20 protein-coding genes are annotated in these 21,141 nt (G+C 33.0%); 15 read left to right on the top strand and 5 right to left on the bottom strand.

Going from position 1 to position 21,141, the window contains the following annotated elements:
• Positions 1 to 13 precede the first annotated feature (13 nt).
• The 9 genes from ACFWV9_RS09775 to ACFWV9_RS09735 all read left to right on the top strand — a co-directional run bounded on the left by ACFWV9_RS09775 (position 14) and on the right by ACFWV9_RS09735 (position 8,475).
• Complete coding sequence (locus ACFWV9_RS09775; RefSeq protein WP_411895027.1) at positions 14 to 1,072, top strand: acyl-CoA reductase; 1,059 nt, start codon at positions 14 to 16, stop codon at positions 1,070 to 1,072.
• A gap of 72 nt (positions 1,073 to 1,144) precedes the next feature.
• A complete protein-coding gene (gene serC / locus ACFWV9_RS09770; RefSeq protein ID WP_411895026.1) occupies positions 1,145 to 2,206 on the top strand; it encodes a 3-phosphoserine/phosphohydroxythreonine transaminase in 1,062 nt (353 codons plus the stop codon).
• A 26-nt stretch (positions 2,207 to 2,232) separates the two neighbouring features.
• On the top strand, positions 2,233 to 3,183 hold the full coding sequence (locus ACFWV9_RS09765) for a D-2-hydroxyacid dehydrogenase (RefSeq protein ID WP_411895025.1): 951 nt from the start codon (positions 2,233 to 2,235) through the stop codon (positions 3,181 to 3,183).
• A gap of 104 nt (positions 3,184 to 3,287) precedes the next feature.
• Complete coding sequence (locus tag ACFWV9_RS09760) at positions 3,288 to 3,923, top strand: DUF937 domain-containing protein (protein WP_411895024.1); 636 nt, start codon at positions 3,288 to 3,290, stop codon at positions 3,921 to 3,923.
• 197 nt (positions 3,924 to 4,120) lie between these two features.
• The gene (locus ACFWV9_RS09755) at positions 4,121 to 4,558 is read left to right on the top strand and encodes a DUF6146 family protein (RefSeq protein WP_411895023.1); all 438 of its coding nucleotides are present in this window, start codon (positions 4,121 to 4,123) and stop codon (positions 4,556 to 4,558) included.
• A 27-nt stretch (positions 4,559 to 4,585) separates the two neighbouring features.
• Positions 4,586 to 5,080, top strand: coding sequence for a DUF6787 family protein (locus ACFWV9_RS09750; protein WP_411895022.1), 495 nt, complete (start codon positions 4,586 to 4,588; stop codon positions 5,078 to 5,080).
• Positions 5,077 to 5,418 (top strand): hypothetical protein, encoded by a 342-nt coding sequence (locus ACFWV9_RS09745; protein WP_411895021.1) that lies wholly within the window; start codon positions 5,077 to 5,079, stop codon positions 5,416 to 5,418. The genes ACFWV9_RS09750 and ACFWV9_RS09745 overlap by 4 nt, the downstream gene beginning before the upstream one ends.
• Before the next feature lie 76 nt (positions 5,419 to 5,494).
• Positions 5,495 to 7,894: a TonB-dependent receptor gene (locus tag ACFWV9_RS09740; RefSeq protein ID WP_411895020.1), complete on the top strand. Its 2,400-nt coding sequence runs from the start codon at positions 5,495 to 5,497 to the stop codon at positions 7,892 to 7,894.
• 23 nt (positions 7,895 to 7,917) lie between these two features.
• On the top strand, positions 7,918 to 8,475 hold the full coding sequence (locus tag ACFWV9_RS09735) for a type 1 periplasmic binding fold superfamily protein (RefSeq protein ID WP_411895019.1): 558 nt from the start codon (positions 7,918 to 7,920) through the stop codon (positions 8,473 to 8,475).
• Between the two features lie 46 nt (positions 8,476 to 8,521).
• On the opposite strand, the gene ACFWV9_RS09730 is transcribed toward ACFWV9_RS09735, so the two are convergent.
• Positions 8,522 to 8,788, bottom strand: a complete 267-nt coding sequence (locus ACFWV9_RS09730) for a hypothetical protein (RefSeq protein ID WP_411895018.1) — start codon at positions 8,786 to 8,788, stop codon at positions 8,522 to 8,524.
• Between the two features lie 195 nt (positions 8,789 to 8,983).
• On the opposite strand from ACFWV9_RS09730, the gene ACFWV9_RS09725 reads away from it, so the two are divergent.
• The 4 genes from ACFWV9_RS09725 to hutI all read left to right on the top strand — a co-directional run bounded on the left by ACFWV9_RS09725 (position 8,984) and on the right by hutI (position 15,063).
• On the top strand, positions 8,984 to 11,443 hold the full coding sequence (locus ACFWV9_RS09725) for a DUF5916 domain-containing protein (protein ID WP_411895017.1): 2,460 nt from the start codon (positions 8,984 to 8,986) through the stop codon (positions 11,441 to 11,443).
• Positions 11,444 to 11,483: 40 nt separating this feature from the next.
• Positions 11,484 to 12,158: an ABC transporter ATP-binding protein gene (locus tag ACFWV9_RS09720; RefSeq protein ID WP_411895016.1), complete on the top strand. Its 675-nt coding sequence runs from the start codon at positions 11,484 to 11,486 to the stop codon at positions 12,156 to 12,158.
• A gap of 174 nt (positions 12,159 to 12,332) precedes the next feature.
• Positions 12,333 to 13,730: a class II fumarate hydratase gene (fumC, locus tag ACFWV9_RS09715; RefSeq protein ID WP_411895015.1), complete on the top strand. Its 1,398-nt coding sequence runs from the start codon at positions 12,333 to 12,335 to the stop codon at positions 13,728 to 13,730.
• Positions 13,731 to 13,827: 97 nt separating this feature from the next.
• Entirely contained in the window at positions 13,828 to 15,063 is a 1,236-nt protein-coding gene (hutI, locus tag ACFWV9_RS09710) for an imidazolonepropionase (RefSeq protein ID WP_411895014.1), read from the top strand.
• Between the two features lie 68 nt (positions 15,064 to 15,131).
• Here hutI and ACFWV9_RS09705 read toward each other — a convergent pair whose 3' ends face one another.
• Complete coding sequence (locus tag ACFWV9_RS09705) at positions 15,132 to 16,019, bottom strand: chromosome partitioning protein ParA (RefSeq protein WP_411895013.1); 888 nt, start codon at positions 16,017 to 16,019, stop codon at positions 15,132 to 15,134.
• A 92-nt stretch (positions 16,020 to 16,111) separates the two neighbouring features.
• On the opposite strand from ACFWV9_RS09705, the gene ACFWV9_RS09700 reads away from it, so the two are divergent.
• Together ACFWV9_RS09700 and ACFWV9_RS09695 are read left to right on the top strand one after the other, a co-directional pair.
• Positions 16,112 to 17,131: a formimidoylglutamase gene (locus ACFWV9_RS09700; RefSeq protein WP_411895012.1), complete on the top strand. Its 1,020-nt coding sequence runs from the start codon at positions 16,112 to 16,114 to the stop codon at positions 17,129 to 17,131.
• A complete protein-coding gene (locus ACFWV9_RS09695; protein WP_411895011.1) occupies positions 17,121 to 17,591 on the top strand; it encodes a GNAT family N-acetyltransferase in 471 nt (156 codons plus the stop codon). Before ACFWV9_RS09700 ends, ACFWV9_RS09695 begins: the two co-directional genes overlap by 11 nt.
• Here the strand turns inward: ACFWV9_RS09695 and ACFWV9_RS09690 are convergent.
• Genes ACFWV9_RS09690 through ACFWV9_RS09680 form a run of 3 tightly spaced genes read right to left on the bottom strand, consistent with a single transcriptional unit; the run spans position 17,588 to position 21,141 of the window.
• The gene (locus ACFWV9_RS09690; protein WP_411895010.1) at positions 17,588 to 19,282 is read right to left on the bottom strand and encodes a hypothetical protein; all 1,695 of its coding nucleotides are present in this window, start codon (positions 19,280 to 19,282) and stop codon (positions 17,588 to 17,590) included. The two genes, ACFWV9_RS09695 and ACFWV9_RS09690, sit on opposite strands and share 4 nt — an antisense overlap.
• A gap of 45 nt (positions 19,283 to 19,327) precedes the next feature.
• Positions 19,328 to 19,864 (bottom strand): hypothetical protein, encoded by a 537-nt coding sequence (locus ACFWV9_RS09685; RefSeq protein ID WP_411895009.1) that lies wholly within the window; start codon positions 19,862 to 19,864, stop codon positions 19,328 to 19,330.
• Positions 19,865 to 19,905: 41 nt separating this feature from the next.
• Complete coding sequence (locus tag ACFWV9_RS09680) at positions 19,906 to 21,141, bottom strand: DUF6638 family protein (protein WP_411895008.1); 1,236 nt, start codon at positions 21,139 to 21,141, stop codon at positions 19,906 to 19,908.

Here is a 21,141-nt window from a genome sequence, read left to right as displayed (position 1 = left end):
TACCAAACACTAGATGGATTTACAACAAAGAATTAACGCTTTCGCAAAATTAGGGACCTTTTTAAGTCAATTCAAAAACCAAGACTTTAAAAAAGATGACCAAATAGAAGCTAACGATATGTTCTTTGATGGTTTTAAGCACCAAATAAAAATAGCCGAAGAAAATAATGGTTGGTTTACAAAAGAAAACATTGTTTACGCTATAGAAAATTGGTCTAAAGCATTGACTATAAGTAATATTAATACCTGGTTAGAAAAGTATAACTTTAATAATGTAAATGAGCAAACTATAGCAATTATTATGGCTGGCAATATCCCTTTAGTTGGATTTCACGACTTTATTTGTGTGTTGTTATCTGGTCATAATGTTTTAGTAAAGCAATCTTCAAACGATAAGCATCTTTTGCCCTTTATTGCCAAATATTTAGAAACTGTACAACCAAAGTTTAAAGGAAAAATAAAATTTACTGAAGATAAATTAGAAGAATTTGATACGGTTATTGCCACAGGTAGCAATAACACGGCACGCTATTTTGAATATTATTTTAAAGACAAGCCTTCAATCATAAGACAAAACAGAAACTCTGTCGCAGTGTTAACTGGTAAAGAATCCAAATTAGAATTAGAAGGACTTTCTGATGATATCTTTAGATATTATGGATTGGGCTGTAGAAATGTATCCAAACTATTCGTACCAAAAGACTATAACTTCGACGCATTTTTTAATGCCGTGTATAAATGGCATCCTATTATTCATAAAGCTAAGTACGCCAATAATTACGACTATAACAAAGCCGTGTATTTAATGAGCGAATTCGATATGCTAGAAAACGGTTTCTTAATGCTCAAAGAAGACAAGAGCTATGCCTCACCAATTGCAACGGTCTTCTATGAACATTATGAAAACACAAAGCAACTAAAGGAAAAATTGGTTGCAGATAGTGACAATATTCAGTGTATTGTAACTAACGGAGATATTGAAAACAAAATAGGTTTTGGGGAAACTCAAAACCCACAATTGTGGGATTATGCGGACAATATTGATACTGTTGAATTCCTGTTAAAAAGATAGCCTAAAAATTATCAATTTCGTAATGCTTTTTAGTCAATTAATTAGCATTTTTGTACGTCTAAAAATAATATCATGAAAAAACATAATTTTAGTGCAGGCCCTTGTGTATTACCAAAGTCTGTAATGGAAAAAGCAGCGGAAGCTGTTGTTAACTTTGACGATGGTTTGTCTCTAATAGAAATATCTCATAGAAGTAAACCTTTTGTTGATGTAATGGAAAAGGCAAGATCTCTTGCTCTAGAATTATTAGGATTAGAAGGTAAAGGCTACAAGGCTTTATTTCTTCAAGGTGGCGCCAGCACTCAATTTTTAATGGTTGCTTTAAATCTATTAGAAAAAAGAGCTGGTTATTTAAATACGGGTACTTGGTCAGATAAAGCAATTAAGGAAGCAAAGATTTATGATGATATTTATGAAGTTGCTTCTTCAAAAAGTGCTGGATACAATTATATTCCAAAAGGATATGATATTCCGGAAGATTATGATTACTTCCACTGTACGTCTAACAACACAATTTTCGGCACACAGATGAAGAATTTCCCTAACTCTCCCATACCAATGGTATGTGATATGAGTAGTGATATCTTTTCACGACAGCTAGATTATACACAATTTGATATTATTTATGCTGGAGCTCAGAAAAATATGGGGCCAGCAGGTACAACTTTAGTTATTGTAAAAGAAGATGTTTTAGGCAAAGTCTCTCGTAAAATACCTTCTATGATGGATTACAAAATTCATATTGGCAAAGGAAGTATGTTTAATACACCTCCCGTGTTTGCAGTTTATGTTTCTATGCTAACAATGCAATGGTTAAAAGATTTAGGTGGCATAAAGGCCATTGAAGAGGAAAATGACAAAAAATCAAGATTAATATATTCTGAAATTGACCTAAATCCATTATTTAAAGGATATGCAGTTAAAGAAGACCGTTCAATAATGAATGCAACTTTCACTCTAGAAAATGAGAATTTAAAAGAAACATTTGACGCTATGTGGAAGGAAGCGGGTATTAACGGCTTAAATGGACATAGAAGTGTTGGTGGCTATAGAGCATCAATGTATAATGCCTTAACATTAGATAGTGTTAAAGCCTTAGTTGAAGTAATGAGCGAATTAGAGCGAAAAGCTTAATCAAATAAATTAAAGATAAAATTATAATGAAAGTATTAGCAAATGATGGTGTTTCTCAAAGCGGAATTTCTGCCTTAGAATCTGCTGGTTATGAAGTGATTACAACTACAGTTGCACAAGAGCAACTACAGAATTATATAAATGAAAATGATATAACTGTCTTATTAGTACGCAGTGCTACCAAGGTTAGAAAGGATATCATTGACAATTGCCCAAATCTCAAGATTATTGGTCGTGGCGGTGTTGGTATGGATAACATAGACGTAGAATACGCTCGAGAAAAAGGTAAACACGTTATAAATACACCTGCAGCATCTTCACATTCAGTTGCAGAATTAGTTTTTGGACACTTCTATGGATTGGCTAGATATTTACACAATTCTAACCGTGATATGCCTCTTGAAGGAGACAAGAATTTCAAGAGCTTAAAAAAGGCCTATGCTAAAGGTAAAGAACTAAAAGGCAAAACCCTTGGCGTCATTGGTTTTGGACGTATTGGTCAGGCAACTGCTAAAATAGGTTTAGGTGCCGGAATGAAAGTTGTGGCGTTCGATCCGTTTATTGAAGAAGTGAATTTAGAACTTGATTTTTTTGATGGACAAAAGGTAAGTTTTGATATTAAGACTATCACTAAAGAAGACGTTTTAAAACAAGCAGATTTTATAACCTTGCACGTACCTGCACAAAAAGATTATGTTATTGATGAAGCGGATTTTAACCAAATGAAAGACGGTGTAATTATAGCAAATGCTGCTCGCGGTGGTGTAGTTAATGAAGTGGCATTAGTAAAGGCAATTGAAAGTGGCAAAGTAGCACGTGCAGCACTGGACGTGTTTGAAAAAGAACCACAACCTGAGGTGCAGCTATTAATGAATGCTTCATTGTCTTTAACACCTCATACAGGTGCAGCTACAAATGAAGCACAAGATAGAATTGGTGTAGAATTAGCCGATCAAATTATCAATATCTTAGGATAATTTCTGATTATATGTGACTTTTTCACAACTAATGAGTCCTAATATTATGTTGGGACTTTTTTTGTACCTTCAAGTCAAATTATTAATTGAAAAAAAATATAACAATGTCAGGAATTTTAGACTTATTAAGTAGCGACCTAGGAAAAACTATTATCAATGGTGTTTCAGGTTCTACAGGAAATGATCAAAACAAGACAAGTAGCGTTTTAACAATGGCTCTACCTGTTTTAATGAAAGCAATGGAGCGTAACGCTTCTACTCCACAAGGAGCACAAGGACTTATGGGAGCCTTAAACAGTAAACACGATGGAAGTATTTTAGACAACCTTGGTGGTTTATTTGGTGGTGGAGTTGATGATAATGTAAAAGTCGATGGTGCTAAAATTCTTGGTCATGTACTTGGTAGTAAGCAACAAGGAGTTCAACAAGTCATTGGACAAAAAGCAGGAATAGATGCTGGCTCTGTAGGTGACATATTAAAAGTAGCAGCTCCGATTTTAATGGGAGTATTAGGAAAGCAAGCTCGTCAAAATAATGTTAGTTCGGAAAACCAATTAACCGGTATGCTTGGTGGTATGCTTGGTGGAAATAAAACTAGTAACGAACAAAGCTTTTTAGAAAGTATATTAGATGCTGATGGCGACGGAAGCATTATTGATGATGTTGCAGGAATGGTTTTAGGTGGTAGCAAGAAAAAAGGTGGCCTTGGAGGTTTACTTGGAGGTCTTTTTGGAAAATAAATACTCACTTATAATAATAAACATTAAAACAGTTCCTTTGGAGCTGTTTTTTTATTTTCGATACTTGTCAAAACCTACTGTTCACTCAGTAATAATTCTTATACACTAATTACTTATTGCCCCTTAGAATAAGAATTACTTCTTTTACGGTGTTAAATACTAAAAAATAATATTAAATTTTAATACCTTTAAATACTATGAAAAAGTTACTACCATTTGTTGTAATTATTGCATTAATTGCAAGTTGTAGCTCATACAATACAAGTCAAGTAATAGATCACGACTCTAAAGATTCATTAGTTAAAAGTGATACTATTTCTATAAGCAGTGATGAAACTGATTATGAAATTATAATTATTGAACCTGGATTTAATCGATGGTTAATAAGTACTGCAAGACCTCGTGGTTTTCATTCACAACAATTTTTTGAAGGTAGAAATATTCTCTTTGTACAAGCTTGGAACCAGAGAAATATGCAACCACAAGTTTACGATCCAAATTTATATGAGTTAAGTATAGATTATGATGTACATACTGATTATGGGTATGAAGTCAATTATTTACTTTATAATTATTTCATCTATTTTCAATTAAAATATAATCAGCGGCTGACTTCGTTTGTTCCTAGAATTTGATGTAATTTTGCACGGCAAAATTGAATTATGAAGAAATTTAAAGAGAAATGGGAGATTCAACAAAATTGGCAGTTGTTATTTCCTTTTCTTGGTTTAATTGGTTTAGTCTATTCAGCTTACAAAATAGCGAATACTTTCCTTGCGCATTATAATATTGTTATTATAATATTTTCAACTGGTTTCATTTCTTATTTTCTATTAAAGATTACACTTCTTCTGTTTAAAAAACTAGAAAAGAAATGGATATTAGACTACAAATGGGAAATGATACGTGTTTTTATAGTATTTGCAATTACAGGAAGCTCATCTGTCTTCGTTGGTAGACCCATTATCAAACTTTTAGGAATTACTAAAGAAAACTTAAACCCTATCTTATACTGGATATTATTTATTATTATTGGGCTCGTATTTTATCAAATTCTTTTAGTTACATTCGGGTGGCTTTTTGGCCAGTTTAAATTTTTCTGGGAATTTGAAAAGAAAATGCTTAGACGTTTAGGATTAAGACGCTTTATAGATTGAATAAAAAAACTTTAATAACGGTAATTTTTAAAACACTAGCTATAGTGTTGGTTTGTGCTGTATTATTGCCGTCAGCAGTAAAGCTATCCCATGCATATAATCATCATGAACATTTTGTTTGCACCGATGATGTAGATCATTCAACACATTTTCACCAATCTGACCTAGATTGTGAGTTTTACAAGTTTAAGCTTAACAATGATTTATATGTGTCTTTTTTGCCTTCGCAAGAGTCGGACCACCTAATTTACAATAAGTCAAATCTGTCTTATTATATATTTTTAAGAACACATCAGCAAGATACTTCGTACTTAAGAGGTCCACCTAGTTTAGTGTAATCAATCAAAATTAAATCACTAGTCTAAAATACAATGCCTAGAGAGGCTTTGTCTCAACAATTCAATTGTTTCTTTGATGAAATACTATATTCTTGTAGTACTATTTACTTTGTGTACATTTAGTTTTGCCCAAAAATGCGATGCCGTATTTTTAGGAGAATTAAAAGATTTTCATGATAATACGCCTCTTGTGGGTGCAACAATATTTATTAAAAATTTAAATAAATACACGACATCTGATGAGAATGGTAAATTTAAGATTGAAAACCTTTGTAATGGTAAGCTTACCCTTATTATTTCTCATATTGGTTGTGAAACAAAAACAATGAATTTTAATATTGTTGGAGACATGTTTCAGAATATTGAATTAGAACATCACATAGAAGAGCTAAATGAAGTTTCTGTAAAAACAACAATTGAAAAAAAAGAGACAAAAACAGCACAAGAGACTGTTATAAAGTCTAATATACTTAAGAAATATTCTAATTTGAGTATTGGTGACGCACTAAAGGAAGTTCCTGGAGTTTCGTCTATCAATACTGGTAATACCATTGTTAAACCAATGGTAAATGGAATGTATGGAAGCAGACTACTAATTCTTAATAACAATGTTAGACTTCAAGATCAAGAATGGGGAATAGAACATGCTCCAAATATTGATATTAACAGTGCCGGTCAAATATCAGTAATTAAGGGTTCTGGAGCCTTAGCTTATGGTGGTGATGCAGTTGGAGGTGTGATAGTCGTAAATCCTCAACGTAATATTATTGTGGATTCAATTTATGGTAAAACCATCGTTGGAGGACAAAATAATGGTAGAGGACTAAATATTAATACCGAATTAAATAAGTCTTTTGCTTCAGGTTGGTACGCTAACATTCAAGGATCTATAAAGCAAAATGGAGATTTTGAAGCACCTGATTATATGTTAACTAATACAGGTTTAAAATCTAATGGTATAACAGTTCAAGGTGGAAAGAAATCTTTTGAAACAGGTTTTGAAGTATTTTACAGTTATTTATATAATGAAATTGGCATCTTGAGATCATCTCATATTGGAAATATTGCCGATTTAGTAAATGCAATAAATTCGCAGGAACCACAAGTAATTGAAGACTTTAGCTATGATATAAACGCTCCAAAGCAAGAAGTGACTCATCATTTAGTTAAGGCCTTGTATTATAAACGTTTCAAAAATTTTGGGAAGTTAAATTTACAGTACGACTACCAGAACAATCAACGTTTTGAGTTTGATGTCCGAGTCGGAGATGACAAAAACAAACCTGCTTTAGATTTAAATCTTCAAACTCATACAGTTTTAGCAGATGTAAATTTAGATTCGGATTTAAGTCGAAAGGTAAATTTTGGATTGATGGGAAGATATCAAAACAATTTTGCTAATCCAGACACTGGAGTAAGAAGATTAATTCCTGATTATGACAAGTACGATTTTGGCATATATGCTACCGCAGAATTAATATTAGGTGATAAAACAACTATAGATGCTGGTATTAGATATGATTTCAATAGAATTGATGCTAAGAAGTTTTATCAAACGACACGTTGGGAAGAACGTGGTTACGATGAAGATTTCGAAGATATTGTTATAGATGATTTGGGTACGCAATTATTAACTAACCCAGTTTTTAATTATCATAATATATCAGCTTCGGCAGGCATTAAATATGATTTGAATGAATCAAGTTACCTAATTGGTAACTATAGTTTATCCAGCAGACCTCCTAACCCTTCAGAATTATTCAGTGATGGATTACACCACTCTGCTGCAAGAATTGAGTTGGGCGATTTAAGGTTAGACCAAGAAATATCAAATAGAATAGCTTTGAGTTATAATTTTGAACATTCAGATTTCAATTTGTTGGTAGAAACTTTTTACAATAGAATAAAGGATTTTATGTATTTGAGACCTTCTGGTATTGAACAGACTATTAGAGGTGCCTTTCCAGTTTGGGAATTTCAACAAACACAAGCAGAGTTGTACGGTATTGATTTAACTATGGAGTACCGTTTTAATCAAAATATTGAATGGCAGAATAAAACCGCTTATATCAAAGGAAATGACTTGAGTTTAGATATAGATTTAATCGATATTCCGGCTTTTAATACAATCAATACCGTTACATATAATAATGAAGATTGGAACAATTTCTCTGCAAGTTTAACCTCAGAATGGGTTTTTGAACAAACCAATTATCCAGACTTTAATTTTGAAACCTACATCCCAACCATAGATGAAACTGTATTGGTAGATATTAGCACTCCGCCACCAGGTTATCATTTATTACATTTTTATAGTGATATAACTTTTGATTTAAGTGAAAAAACCAATTTAAACATTGGTCTAAGTGTAAACAATTTACTTAACACTAGCTATAGAGCATATTTAAGCAGACTACGTTATTTTGCTGATGACTTAGGAAGAAATATTACATTACAATTACAAATAAATTATTAACAGAAACTCAATAAATAAATATTATGAAAACGATAAAACACCTTTTAATTTTATTTTTAAGTATCGGACTTTTTACCGCTTGTAGTGATGATGATGATCCTGCACCAGTAAATGAAGAAGAGGTAATTACAACCATGACTTTAAGCCTTCAAGCTGTTGGAGGAGGAACACCAATTTTGTTCCAATCTCGTGATGCAGATGGTGATGGTCCAAATGCTCCTGTAGTTACTGTAAGCGGTTCATTAACGGCCAACACTACATATGGTGGTTCAATTGTATTTTTAAACGAATTAGAATCTCCTGCAGATAATATAACTGCTGAAGTACAGGCTGAAGAAGAAGAACATCAAGTCTTTTATAGCTTTAATGGTGCTTCTGGTACTACAATAAATTATAACGATAGTGACATGAATGGAAATCCAGTAGGATTAAGTATTACTTTAGCCTCTGGTGATGCCGCAACTGGAAATACTTTAACGGTAGTTTTAAAGCACGAACCCACTAAACCAAATGATGGTACAGCTATTGGTGCTGGAGGAGAAACGGATATTGAAGCTACATTTACTTATGATGTAAATTAGAAATTATTATTCCACTTAAAAAAAGCGCTCATTTGAGCGCTTTTTTTTATGCTTTATTGGTAACTGTACTTGATTTTAAAACATAGGTATATAACCACATTAAGCTAAAGGTAGGCACTACATCTAAGAATGGTAATGCTTCTTCAACGAATGATATTATTGCAGCTATCTTCCCCTCTCTTCCTTTGTAAAGCTTAGTCATCAGGTAGGCCGACAACGGCGCCCAAATAAAATCAAAAGGAGGAAAAACTAATGATACATAACCTAATGCATCAAATAAAAGGCTTAAGGTTAATATTTTGTATTTATTCATTTATTTATATTGTTCATTTTTCACAAATAGTGCAATAAGTATTCCAAACATAATGTCACTGTCAAAAACACATTGTTTTTTGTTAACATCCATTAAACCTTTTTAACTTTAAATTAAGAGCAGATAGATATTAGTAAATGTAGCTTTGCAGCGTTAATCCAAATATTTACCAATTATTTTTAAAAACAACAGTCATTGCTACGCTTCATTCTACCAAAACGGTCATTACTTTTACTTTCTTTCTTGATATTTGTTGTTGGAACAGTCAATAGTCAAGACAAGAAGAAGCTAAACATTTTACGTGCTGAGAAAGCACCAAAAATTGATGGGAAACTTAATGATACGGCTTGGCGAAACGCAGATTTTGCTACTGGCTTTGTTGAATTTGAACCTGGTATTGGTAATACTCGTTCTCAAGACGAACGTACTGAAGTAAAAATATCCTACGACGATAGAGCTATTTATGTAGGTGCATATCTCTATGACGATCCTGAAAAAATGATGAGTCAGCTAACAGCAAGAGATAATTTTGCACAGTCTGATTTTTTTATGGTTGTGTTAAATCCCAATAACGATTCTCAAAACGATACTCAATTTACAGTGTTTAGCTCTGGCCAACAGGCAGATGCTATAGCAAATCCAAGTATTGGTACAGATAGAAGCTGGAATGCAGTATGGCGCAGCGCTGTTCAAATTGTTGATGATGGATGGATCGTCGAAATTGAGATTCCCTATAGAACCTTGCGCTTTCCAGAACAAGAAAACCCCGTTTGGGGTATACAATTTCGTCGCAACTACAGAAGAGAACGTTCAAATTATAGTTGGAATCCAATAGACCCAACAAAAGGGACTGAAGGATTATACCATGGTGAGCTTTTAGGGCTAAATGATATCCAGCCTCCTGTACGTCTTAATCTATACCCTTTCTCAACTGCAATACTAGACGAATTTAATGGAGAAACCACATCTGAATTGCGCTTTGGAATGGATGTGAAGTATGGGATAACGGACAATTTTACACTTGATGCTACTCTAATACCTGACTTTAGTCAGGCAGGGTTTGATAATATTGTACTCAATCTTGGTCCTTTTGAACAAACATTTCAAGAACAACGACAGTTTTTTACAGAAGGGGTTGATTTATTCTCAAAGGGCGGACTCTTTTTCTCCAGAAGGATTGGAAATGATCCAACAGGAGATGTCGACCTAAACGATAATGAAATCATAAATAAGCCAGATGAAGTCAATGTCCTCAATGCTGTAAAATTATCTGGTAGAACAAAAAAAGGTTTAGGTGTAGGATTTTTAAATGCTATTACCGAAAAAACATATGCAACTATTACGGATACCAACACTGGAGAACAACGTGAGGAGGTTGTTGAGCCATTAGCAAATTACAATATTTTAGTAGTAGATCAGCAATTTGGAGGGAACTCGGCTGTAAGTCTTATAAATACCAATGTAACACGCTCTGGTGAGTTTAGAGACGCCAATGCAACCGCATTGGTAGCAAATCTCGTAAACAAAAATAATACGTATCGTGTTGATACAGAGCTAAGAATGAGTAATGTTAATGATCAAAATGAAGATTTGGAAACAGGCTTTAGTAGTTTGTTCAGATTTAGGAAAGTTGGTGGTAATTTCCGTTATGGTTTTGACCACCAATATGCAGATACGAAATTCGATATTAATGACATGGGGCTCAACCTAAGGAACAATCGCAATGATTTTGGTGCTGATGCATCCTATCAGATTTTTGAACCTCAAGGCCGTTTAAATAGTTACAGGATTAACGGTTTTATAAATTACAGGCGCTTGGTTGATCCAAGTACATTTTCAAGATTCAATTTTGGAGGTCGTTACAGAGCTACAACCCGTAAAGGATTAGACTCATACGGTTTCCGATTAAATGTCGAGCCTGGTAAACAGTACGATTTTTTTGAATCTAGAGACGGTAGACCTTTTATCTTTGAGAATGCTGTGAGTCTCGGTGGAAATATATCTACAAATTATAATAGGGTATTTGCAGTCGATATAAGAGCCAATATGGGTACACTTTTTGAAGACGGCAGGGACTTATTTACTTATGATTTTGAATTTCAGCCTAGGGTACGCGTTAACGATCAACTATTATTGGTTTACAGTTTAAACTTTAATTTCAGAAATGGTGATCGCGGCTATGCCACACGTGAAAATAGTGAACCAATTTTTGGGGAACGGAATAGACAACGGGTTATCAACTCACTCCGTGGTAATTATAATTTTGATCCTTTTCATTCACTTGGGTTAGTATTTAGGCACTATTGGGATACCGTAATCTATGATTACGATTTATTTACTTTACTAGACAATGGAAGACTTACTAAAGCATCTGGATACAACTTAGATAATGTAAGTAATAATCCTAATATTAATTTTAGTACTTGGAATATTGACTTAAGCTACTCATGGCAATTTGTACAAGGTAGTTTCTTAACAATTTTATATAGAAATCAACTTTTTAGTAATGATGAAAATGTCAACGATAATTTTAGCGAAAGTTTAGACCTATTGTTTGAGCAACCTGTTCAGCATACGTTATCCGTTCGTCTTCAATATTTTATTGATTGGCAAGGCATTAAATCAGTATTTAAAAAGAACAAAACCACCTCCTAATATTGCGCAATTACACATTTAGTATTACTTTCACGTTTGCATGAGTAAAACAGTAATTTCAGCCAAAAATATTAAAAAAGCCTTTAACGACTTACAGGTTTTAAAAGGTGTAGATTTAATTATTGATGAAAGTGAAATTATATCCATTGTAGGAGCCTCCGGAGCTGGTAAAACTACACTTTTACAAATTTTAGGTACTCTTGATAAACCAGATTATAATTCAGAAACAGAATTAATAATAAATGGTAAATCTATAAAGGAATTAAATGATAAAGCACTGGCAAGGTTTAGAAATAAACACATAGGGTTTATTTTTCAATTCCATCAATTATTACCTGAGTTTACGGCATTAGAAAATGTGTGCATTCCGGCCTTTATTAATAATACACCTAAAGCTGAGGCTGAAAAACAGGCGAAAGAACTATTAGATTATTTGGGCTTAAACGAACGAATTAGTCATAAGCCAAATAGTATGTCCGGTGGTGAACAACAGCGTGTAGCTGTGGCTAGGGCGTTAATTAATCAGCCAAATATTATTTTTGCAGATGAACCTTCAGGTAATTTAGATAGTGAATCCGCAGAACAACTTCATCAACTTTTTTTTAAGCTTAGAGATAAATTTAAACAAACCTTTGTCATTGTAACTCACAATCAAGAATTAGCAAATATGGCTGATCGAAAATTGACAATGGTAGATGGAAAAATTATAAATTAAAAGTTAAAAACTCTTCCTTAAATAGTTGAACTCATACACAACCTGACTCATTGTATTTTGTTAGATAACAATTGATACTTAAAATTTAAAAGTTCATAAATAAAATGATATTCTTCAGTATTTAAGACATTCTAAATCTGTAATTTTGCAGTGCTTTTTAAAATTAACCACATCATGAATTATAGAATAGAAAAAGATACTATGGGCGAGGTAAAAGTACCTGCCGATAAAATTTGGGGTGCCCAAACAGAACGCTCTCGTAATAACTTTAAAATTGGTGCTCCGGCTTCAATGCCTTTAGAGGTAATACATGGCTTTGCATATCTTAAAAAAGCGGCAGCATATGCAAATTGTGAACTCAATGTACTTTCTAAAGAAAAACGTGATTTAATCGCACAGGTTTGTGATGAAATATTAGACAATAAGCATAACGATCAATTTCCGTTGGTGATATGGCAAACTGGTTCTGGTACTCAAAGTAATATGAATGTAAATGAAGTCATTGCTAACAGAGCACATCAAATAGCTGGAAAGGTAATTGGTGAAGGAGAAAAAACGATTCAGCCAAATGATGATGTCAATAAATCACAATCCTCTAACGATACCTTCCCTACTGGTATGCACATAGCGGCCTATAAAAAAGTAGTTGAGACTACAATTCCAGGTATTATTCAATTGCGAAATACATTACATAATAAATCAATTGAATTTAAGAATGTTGTAAAAATTGGACGTACCCATTTAATGGATGCAACTCCTTTAACTTTAGGTCAAGAATTTTCAGGTTATGTTTCACAACTAGATCACGGATTAAAGGCTTTGGAAAATACGTTATCGCATTTAAGCGAATTAGCACTAGGCGGAACTGCTGTTGGTACAGGATTGAACACACCTCAAGGCTATGATGTACTTGTAGCAAAGTACATTTCTGAATTTACAGGACTACCTTTTATTACTGCTGAAAATAAATTTGAAGCATTAGCTGCACACGATGCTATTGTTGAGACTCATGGCGCACTTAAACAAATTGCGGTGTCATTAAATAAAATTGCTAATGATATCCGAATGATGGCCTCAGGCCCTCGTTCTGGTATAGGGGAAATTATTATTCCTGCCAATGAGCCTGGCAGTTCGATTATGCCTGGTAAAGTTAATCCAACACAATGTGAAGCACTAACCATGGTTTGTGCTCAAGTGATAGGAAATGACGTTGCCGTGAGTGTTGGTGGTACACAAGGACATTATGAACTAAACGTTTTTAAGCCAATGATGGCAGCAAATATTTTACAATCATCTCAACTTATAGGAGATGCCTGTGTAAGTTTTGATGTTAATTGTGCTAGTGGCATAGAGCCAAATCATGCTGTAATCAAGGAACTTTTAAATAATTCTTTAATGCTTGTTACGGCTTTAAATACTAAAATTGGGTATTACAAGGCTGCAGAAATTGCTAATACTGCCCATAAAAATGGAACAACCTTAAAAGAAGAAGCAATAAACCTTGGCTATGTTTCTGAAGAAGACTATGATGAATGGGTTAAACCAGAAGAAATGGTGGGAAGCTTAAAATAAAAATAAAGCTTAAATATTTCAAACGCCATTCTTCATCAGATTGGCGTTTTTTTTATTGAAAAAAAATGATAATCTTTACATTAAACCATCCATCATAATGTCAATACTAATAACTAACATAAAACAACTACTTCAGGTCCATAAACATAATGTCACCATAGTAAAAGGCGAAAACATGAAGCATCTTTCTGTTCTGGAAAATGCGTATTTATACATAGAACACGATACTATTATTGAATATGGCAAGATGGATGAATATCATCCAATTGATGCAGAAACTACTATAGATGCTACTGGGAAAATTGTTCTACCATCATGGTGTGACTCGCACTCGCACCTAGTTTATGCTGGTGATAGAACTAGTGAGTTTGTAGATAGAATTAATGGTTTGAGCTATGCAGAAATTGCTAGTCGTGGAGGCGGTATTTTACATTCTGCGAAAGTTTTACAACAAACTTCTGAAGAAGATCTTTATAATCAAGCTGTAAAAAGATTAGATGAAATTATAAAAATGGGCACTGGTGCTGTTGAAATTAAAACAGGATATGGACTTACGGTAGATGCTGAATTAAAAATGCTAAAAGTTATTAAACGTATTAAGCAAGATAGTTTGGCTTTTATAGCACCTACTCTACTAGCGGCTCATGCAATACCAGAAGAATACAGAAAGAACAAAGATGAATATGTAAAACTGATTACAGATGAATTAATTCCCAAAGCAGGAAATCTTAACATATCCCATTTCATTGATGTTTTTTGTGAAGAAGGTTATTTTGATATTGATGATTTAGAAACTATCTTAAAAGCTGGTAAAGCTCATAATTTTAGACCTAAAATACATGTCAACCAGTTTAAAATACTTGGTGGCGTTGCTTTAGGAGTAAAACATAATGCATTATCTGTAGATCATTTAGAATTACTAAATCAAGATGATATTAGTGCATTAAAAGATAGCGATACCATGCCTGTTGCATTACCTGGTTGTTCCTTCTTTTTGGGAATACCGTATACTCCAGCACGGCAATTAATTGATGCGGGATTACCTCTTTCTATTGCAACTGACTATAATCCTGGTTCTGCACCAAGCGGAAATATGAATTTTATTGTTGGTGCAGCTTGCGCAAAACTTAAACTAACACCTGAAGAAGCCATCAATGCTGCTACGATTAATGGTGCATATGCAATGGGTGTGAGCAATATGTATGGTAGTGTTACAAGAGGTAAAAAGGCCAATTTTATTATTACCAAACCAATGAACCACTATAGGGAAATTCCTTATGCATTTGCTCATAATCCTGTAGATAGAATTATAATTAATGGCCAATTACTATAAATAAAAAAATCCAGAAGAATTACTTCTGGATTTTTTGCTATTAATCAACCAACTAAGATCTGATATAACTACTTAAGAATAAATTCTGAAGCAGAAATCAACTCTTTATCATTAAATACGTTTACTCTATACGTACCCTCTTCAAACTTTGAATCATCTATAGCTCCTATATATTCACAGATATCAAGGTTACGGTTTTCGTAATTGAAACGGCTAATAAGACTATAGTTTAATACTTGATCATCAAACTGTACCTGTCCATTAGCGCCTAATACATTGTTTTTAGGATCAATAACCTGTACATATAATTCTTTGTCACCACCTTCTGTTAATGTGTTTTTAGCAACGGTAAAGCATATTTTAATTTTATCGCTACGTCTTGCACGTTCTGTTGGTATTTGTTTACCACTCCGTCTTTCAATAACTCCCAATCCTTTAAGACCAACTGTTTGTAAGGCAGCTGCATCCTCCACAACATTGGCCAATTCTGTATTTTGTACTAAAAGTGAATCTGTAAACATAGTACGCTCTTTCAACTGTACTTGTGTACTATCTAATGAAACGGCCAATAGTTCGTTCTCTACTTTTAAACGATCGTTTTCTTCCAATAGAATTTCCATTTCCTCTTGAAGCGCTAAATACTTCTTTCTATATCTCCACAAGCTATTAACGCTATTTTGGGATACTTTCAATGAATCCATTAAGTTTTGAATACGTTCTCTTGCATCAACTAAATCTTGATTTGTTCTTTCACCCTCAGCAATTGCAGCATCATAATCTTTAGCCATATTGCTTAAGTCTTTCATTACTTGTTGCTTCTCACTGATTAGAACTTTTTCCGTTTCTTGCTTATCACTATAAAGCTTTGAAGCATAAAACGCTGTTCCTAAAAATAAAACCAATAGTATTCCTAATCCTACTTTAAGACCTATACCTGATTTTTGTGAACCTTCCATAAATTGTGTTTTTAAGTTATTGTTAATCCCCTTTTTATTTTGATTTAAAGATAAAATAAAAATGTACATTTAATCTTTATTTTATTCACCATATGAAAAATCTTGTTTTACTCTCTAAGAAAGATCGAGATCTACTCGTAAACCCTCGCAAAGGCGAATCAAAATTTGGTGAACATGTGAAGTTATTACCTAACCTCAGTAACATATACGAAGACATTGCAAATTTAGATGTCGACTATGTTATTTTTGGAATCAGAGATGATATTGGTGTACAAGCCAATTACGGTGAACCGGGCACCAGAAAAGCTTGGGAGGCTACGCTTAATAGCATTTTAAATACGCAAAGTAATATTTATACAAATGCAAATAGAGTTGCAATTCTTGGACATTTAAATTACCAAAAAAAACAAAATGAACTAACTCAAGTTGACCTTAACAAGAGAAAATCTATATCTAAACTAAGATTAGAAGTTGAAAATATAGATAAGGATGTCAATTATTTGGTTTCATGTATAATAAGAACTGGTAAAACCCCAATAATTATAGGTGGAGGGCACAACAATTCTTATGGCAATATAAAAGGTACGTCTTTAGCATTAAACAATAAGATTAATGTCATTAATCTCGATGCTCATACAGATTTTAGGCCTGAGGAAGGTAGACATAGTGGTAATGGATTTAGCTATGCTTTTGCCGAAGGTTTTTTAAAACGTTATTTCATTTTTGGGCTTCATGAAAATTACACATCTTCAAAAATACTTAAGACTATTAAAAAGTTAAAAGATGTAAAGTTCAATACATATGAATCCATAGAAGTGAGAAATGAATTAGATTTCAATGATCAGCTTAAATATGCCTTAGAATATATCTCAAAAGATGCTTTTGGCATTGAAATAGACTGTGATGCCATTGAAAATATGCCTAGTAGTGCTATGACACCAAGTGGCTTTAGTATGAAGCAAACGAGGCAATTTGTACATTATTTTGGTCAGCATAATAATGCAAAATTCTTACACATTTGTGAGGCATCACCAACAAAAAAATCTAAAACAAAGGTTGGTAAAGCTATATCATATTTCATAACAGATTTTATAAGAGCACATGGAAGTTGAATTAATTGATTTTAACAAAGCTTATTCACAGAACTTCTATGATTTAAATATCGAATGGCTTAAAACTTATTTTTATGTTGAGCCAATTGATGAAGAAGTTTTAAGTAAACCTGAAACATATATCATCAATAAAGGTGGTTACATTTTCTTCGCGAAAATCGAAAATTCAATTGTTGGCACTGTTGCGCTTATGCCTACTGATTCTGAAGGCGTTTTAGAACTCACTAAAATGGCGGTATTACCAAAAGAACGCGGTAAAAAAATTGGACAAAAACTTTTACAACACTGCATTGATTTTGCAATGAAAGAAAAGCTTTTTGGACTGCTATTATACTCTAATACTAAGTTAGAGAATGCTATTTATTTATATAGAAAATATGGCTTTAAAGAGTTAGAATTAGAAAAAGACAATCCTTATGAACGTGCAGACATAAAGATGTTATTGAAATTTAATAATTAATTCCCAATAGCTTTCAATGAATCTATTTTACGCTGTAATGCATCTATTTGTTCTGCCGTGCCCTCAGCTTCAGGTATAATTTGTAAAGAATCTAAGGCTTGTTCCATTAAATCCTCATCTTTTGGTTGTTCATTAAAATAATAACCAATCCCTTCACTAGCACGCCATGCTTCATTCAATTGATTGTAGACCGTTACATCCCACGTACTTGGATGTTTTACATCTATCCAAATTACATCTCTATATTCACTATCTATTAATACCAAATCTGGTGTTGCAGAACCATCAAACTGTTGTGCATTTCTCTCACTAATAGAGGATATAGTTCCCAAGAAAAACATTCGTTTTCTTCCTGCAATATCCTTCACATATGGTCTAAACTCTACCGGAGTGCTTGCATTCCAATCATACTCTTTCCTAGATTCTTTTACCTTCAATGGCATTGCTGAAACTCCTGCGTAACCTTGCTTTTTACTAGCATGATCGTAGTAATATAGTTTATCTGTGCCATCTGCAGGTACAAAGACACTATAACTTAGACTAGTGCGCTCATCACCTACAGGTTCTAAACCAAACCAATGATAAAGTCCACTATAAGCATTAGTATTAGAACCAGCAAAATCAAAATCCGTTACATAAGGTTGTTGGTTCTGGTCTTTTGGCATTAACGGAATCTTTACAGCAGTTTCCATATTCCATGGCAATGGATCACTAAATCCGCCCAAAAACTTTAAAGACTCAGCCTGTAATTGAGAAACCTCTTCTGCTAAAGTGTTTTGTTTATTGAGAAATTTATAATTCTTAATTTCATCTGGACTCACAAATGTTCCTTTACCAATTAAAATACGTTCTATATAATCGTTAAAATTATGATCACCATTTTCAACTATCATAACACCACCAAAGGTCGGATAAGGGAAAAAGAAACCTTTCCATTTAATTAGACTCACAACTTGAACCCATTCGCCATTATCGTTTTTCATATAAAACGTATCACTTGGCTCATAATTAAAAAGCATCCAAGGATTAAATCGCTGTACAACTGCATTGTATGTGTTTCTGCTAAATTTTAATGATTCTCCAATTGAAAATGTAACCGGAATTCTGTTTTCATTAGAAAATCTCGGAAATGGTGTTGTACTGCTTACTGCAAATACTTCTTCAGTATTATCACTTATACGTTGCATTATATACTTTTCACTAGGCTGTATCGCCATTGTCCATTTGTTTTCAGTACCAATACGTACTAAATGTGGAAGAGAAACATCTTTTGTCTCACCAACACTTTCATTGGCCATTGAAAATATATTACGAAGGGGTTGTATACGTTCGTTTTGAGTTAAAGGCAGCTCATTTATTTCTACTTTATTAAGGTGGTTAAAGACATTGTAAGTCTTCATGTAATCATATAAGCCTTGATTCCAACCCAGGAAATAAAGTAGACCAAAAAATATTATGAGTATACCTAAAATTCCTAAACGACCTCCAGTATTAGCTGTTTTTCTAAATTTTCTTAAACCTAAGATCAATACTAATAAACTAACAATAATGATAAACAAATATCTTCTGAAGAATAGCAACATAGGCTGATAATCATCCCTAAAAAAGAACAATAAAATAAGCAATAGAAGCGTCAAAAAAATTGTAATTCGCTTCTGCTTAGGGCCTTTTCTCCAATATGATTTTATCATGATAAACTATATGTATTTTTAGCGTTTTTGTTTTGAGTCGTATAACTACATCAAGCCCTTATCCTTAAGACGTTCTCTAGCTGATTTTTTATCTGTCGTATCACTATTAGTTGGTTCCGTGTGAGTTTCTTCAATTTTTTCTGAATCGTCATTTTTTAAATCTTCAACGAAATCTTTTCCTTTTTCTACTGCTTCTTCTACAATATCTCCTATTGAATCACTTTTTTCTTCGACAATTTCTGAAGTCTTAATTACAAAACTTGCAACATACGTACCTAATAATGTTCCTACTGCAAACGACGAAAATGCCGAAATGCCATTATAACTACTAAAAACTGCTAGAGGAGTTAAAAACTCAACAACGAGTGCAGCAACTAAAACTAAACTAACAACGAAAATTAAACGTGGTAAAAATGATTGCTTAAAGACAAACCCTTTTGGGTTATCTGGACTCATCTGTAGTTCTTTACTATTCACAATTTTGTTTAAAAGTCTGTATGCACCATTTCCGTTGGACTCTCTCCAATAAATAAATATTCCGAATAATATGGCTGCTATAAAAATTACAAGTTCTAGTCCCATGGCTTTAGTTTTGTGGTTCTTATAAAATTAGTCTAAAAAACTTAAATATTGTTACTAATCTGTTCTATAACCCAGTCTCTAAATGAGTCGTCCCATGATTCATAACTCTCATAAAACTGCTCTTTATCATACCAGTATAAAAACAATATATCCTTTGGAGCTATGTTGATTAAAAGTTTGTGTATTAAGTCTCTATGTTCTGCTGATAATGAAGAATGAGGCTGATGCAATGCAAAATACAACGACTGATCTACTATATCCTCAATTTTATAGGCATTGCTTCTCTCTAACTTCTCCAGGTATAGCTCAACACTCATCACTTTCTTACGTTTCTTAATATCAATTTTATTAAGATAACTCTTAAACAACACCTTGTTATTTAAAATGTCTTTGATTGGATGTTCAGTTTTATCTAAGAATTGGTATAATTCAAATTTCTTTATCCTTTCATAATTTGACGTTTTTACCATTTCTTCAAGGTTGCAATCAATAATGATATGGTCCTTAAGTTTATCTATAAGCTGTGGTTGCGAGATATGGTATATTAATACGTCATGCAATGTGTCTTTAATTGCTTCTTTATAAATTTCTTTACTTTCAAAAACAACAATAGGTTTAATAAAATCCCTTAAAAGATAGATCCCATCAAAAGCCCTCGTAAAAAAGGAACCTGTTGAAAAATGAAGTGGATGTAATGTTAAATCTCTATCTCTCAAATCACCATAAGCATTGGCAGATTCTAAAAGTTGTTGATGTATATCCTCATCGATAAAATTATTATCATGTTTAAATTTATCAACCAAGGCTAATTGTTCTTTTTGTTTTTCCTCAAGATTATCAATTAACCTAAACGTTATACTCACATCATCATACTTTAAAACATCTAAGGGCTCATAAAAAACATCAATATCTTGGTCGAAGTCTATACAAATAGCAGAATCCCTAGTAATATCATTTATTTTGTCTCCATGCGTTCTAAACACATGCTGCATCATTTCCCTATCAAAAGAGTGAAAGGGTAAATAAACTGGTTTTCCTTTTTGCAAAGGAGATATAATTATTCCATGTGGGTTTGCATCACCATGATTAAGATATTGTACATCCTTCTTTTCCTCTGCAACTTCTGGGCTCCACCCTACACCATCAATAGAGAATGATTTAAGTTTTGTTTCAGTAAAACCAAGGGTTTTTAAGCATTTATTATAACGCTCTACTAACTTACCACTCACAGGTATAAGTTCACTTCTATATAGATTTGCTTCTTTTAATTTCTTCAT

The organism is Winogradskyella sp. A2, from assembly GCF_046762865.1.
Classification (GTDB): domain Bacteria; phylum Bacteroidota; class Bacteroidia; order Flavobacteriales; family Flavobacteriaceae; genus Winogradskyella.
The sequence above is the reverse complement of the archived record's forward strand: the minus strand, read 5'-3'. Positions and strand labels throughout refer to the sequence as shown.

What these genes read in the sequence shown, in the direction of transcription:
- ACFWV9_RS09775 (WP_411895027.1), top strand. Translation starts at nt 14, where the DNA reads ATGGATTTACAACAAAGAATTAACGCTTTCGCAAAATTAGGGACCTTT.
- serC (WP_411895026.1), top strand. Translation starts at nt 1,145, where the DNA reads ATGAAAAAACATAATTTTAGTGCAGGCCCTTGTGTATTACCAAAGTCT.
- ACFWV9_RS09765 (WP_411895025.1), top strand. Translation starts at nt 2,233, where the DNA reads ATGAAAGTATTAGCAAATGATGGTGTTTCTCAAAGCGGAATTTCTGCC.
- ACFWV9_RS09760 (WP_411895024.1), top strand. Translation starts at nt 3,288, where the DNA reads ATGTCAGGAATTTTAGACTTATTAAGTAGCGACCTAGGAAAAACTATT.
- ACFWV9_RS09755 (WP_411895023.1), top strand. Translation starts at nt 4,121, where the DNA reads ATGAAAAAGTTACTACCATTTGTTGTAATTATTGCATTAATTGCAAGT.
- ACFWV9_RS09750 (WP_411895022.1), top strand. Translation starts at nt 4,586, where the DNA reads ATGAAGAAATTTAAAGAGAAATGGGAGATTCAACAAAATTGGCAGTTG.
- ACFWV9_RS09740 (WP_411895020.1), top strand. Translation starts at nt 5,495, where the DNA reads ATGAAATACTATATTCTTGTAGTACTATTTACTTTGTGTACATTTAGT.
- ACFWV9_RS09735 (WP_411895019.1), top strand. Translation starts at nt 7,918, where the DNA reads ATGAAAACGATAAAACACCTTTTAATTTTATTTTTAAGTATCGGACTT.
- ACFWV9_RS09730 (WP_411895018.1), bottom strand. Translation starts at nt 8,788, where the DNA reads ATGAATAAATACAAAATATTAACCTTAAGCCTTTTATTTGATGCATTA.
- ACFWV9_RS09720 (WP_411895016.1), top strand. Translation starts at nt 11,484, where the DNA reads ATGAGTAAAACAGTAATTTCAGCCAAAAATATTAAAAAAGCCTTTAAC.
- fumC (WP_411895015.1), top strand. Translation starts at nt 12,333, where the DNA reads ATGAATTATAGAATAGAAAAAGATACTATGGGCGAGGTAAAAGTACCT.
- hutI (WP_411895014.1), top strand. Translation starts at nt 13,828, where the DNA reads ATGTCAATACTAATAACTAACATAAAACAACTACTTCAGGTCCATAAA.
- ACFWV9_RS09705 (WP_411895013.1), bottom strand. Translation starts at nt 16,019, where the DNA reads ATGGAAGGTTCACAAAAATCAGGTATAGGTCTTAAAGTAGGATTAGGA.
- ACFWV9_RS09700 (WP_411895012.1), top strand. Translation starts at nt 16,112, where the DNA reads ATGAAAAATCTTGTTTTACTCTCTAAGAAAGATCGAGATCTACTCGTA.
- ACFWV9_RS09695 (WP_411895011.1), top strand. Translation starts at nt 17,121, where the DNA reads ATGGAAGTTGAATTAATTGATTTTAACAAAGCTTATTCACAGAACTTC.
- ACFWV9_RS09690 (WP_411895010.1), bottom strand. Translation starts at nt 19,282, where the DNA reads ATGATAAAATCATATTGGAGAAAAGGCCCTAAGCAGAAGCGAATTACA.
- ACFWV9_RS09685 (WP_411895009.1), bottom strand. Translation starts at nt 19,864, where the DNA reads ATGGGACTAGAACTTGTAATTTTTATAGCAGCCATATTATTCGGAATA.
- ACFWV9_RS09680 (WP_411895008.1), bottom strand. Translation starts at nt 21,141, where the DNA reads ATGAAGAAATTAAAAGAAGCAAATCTATATAGAAGTGAACTTATACCT.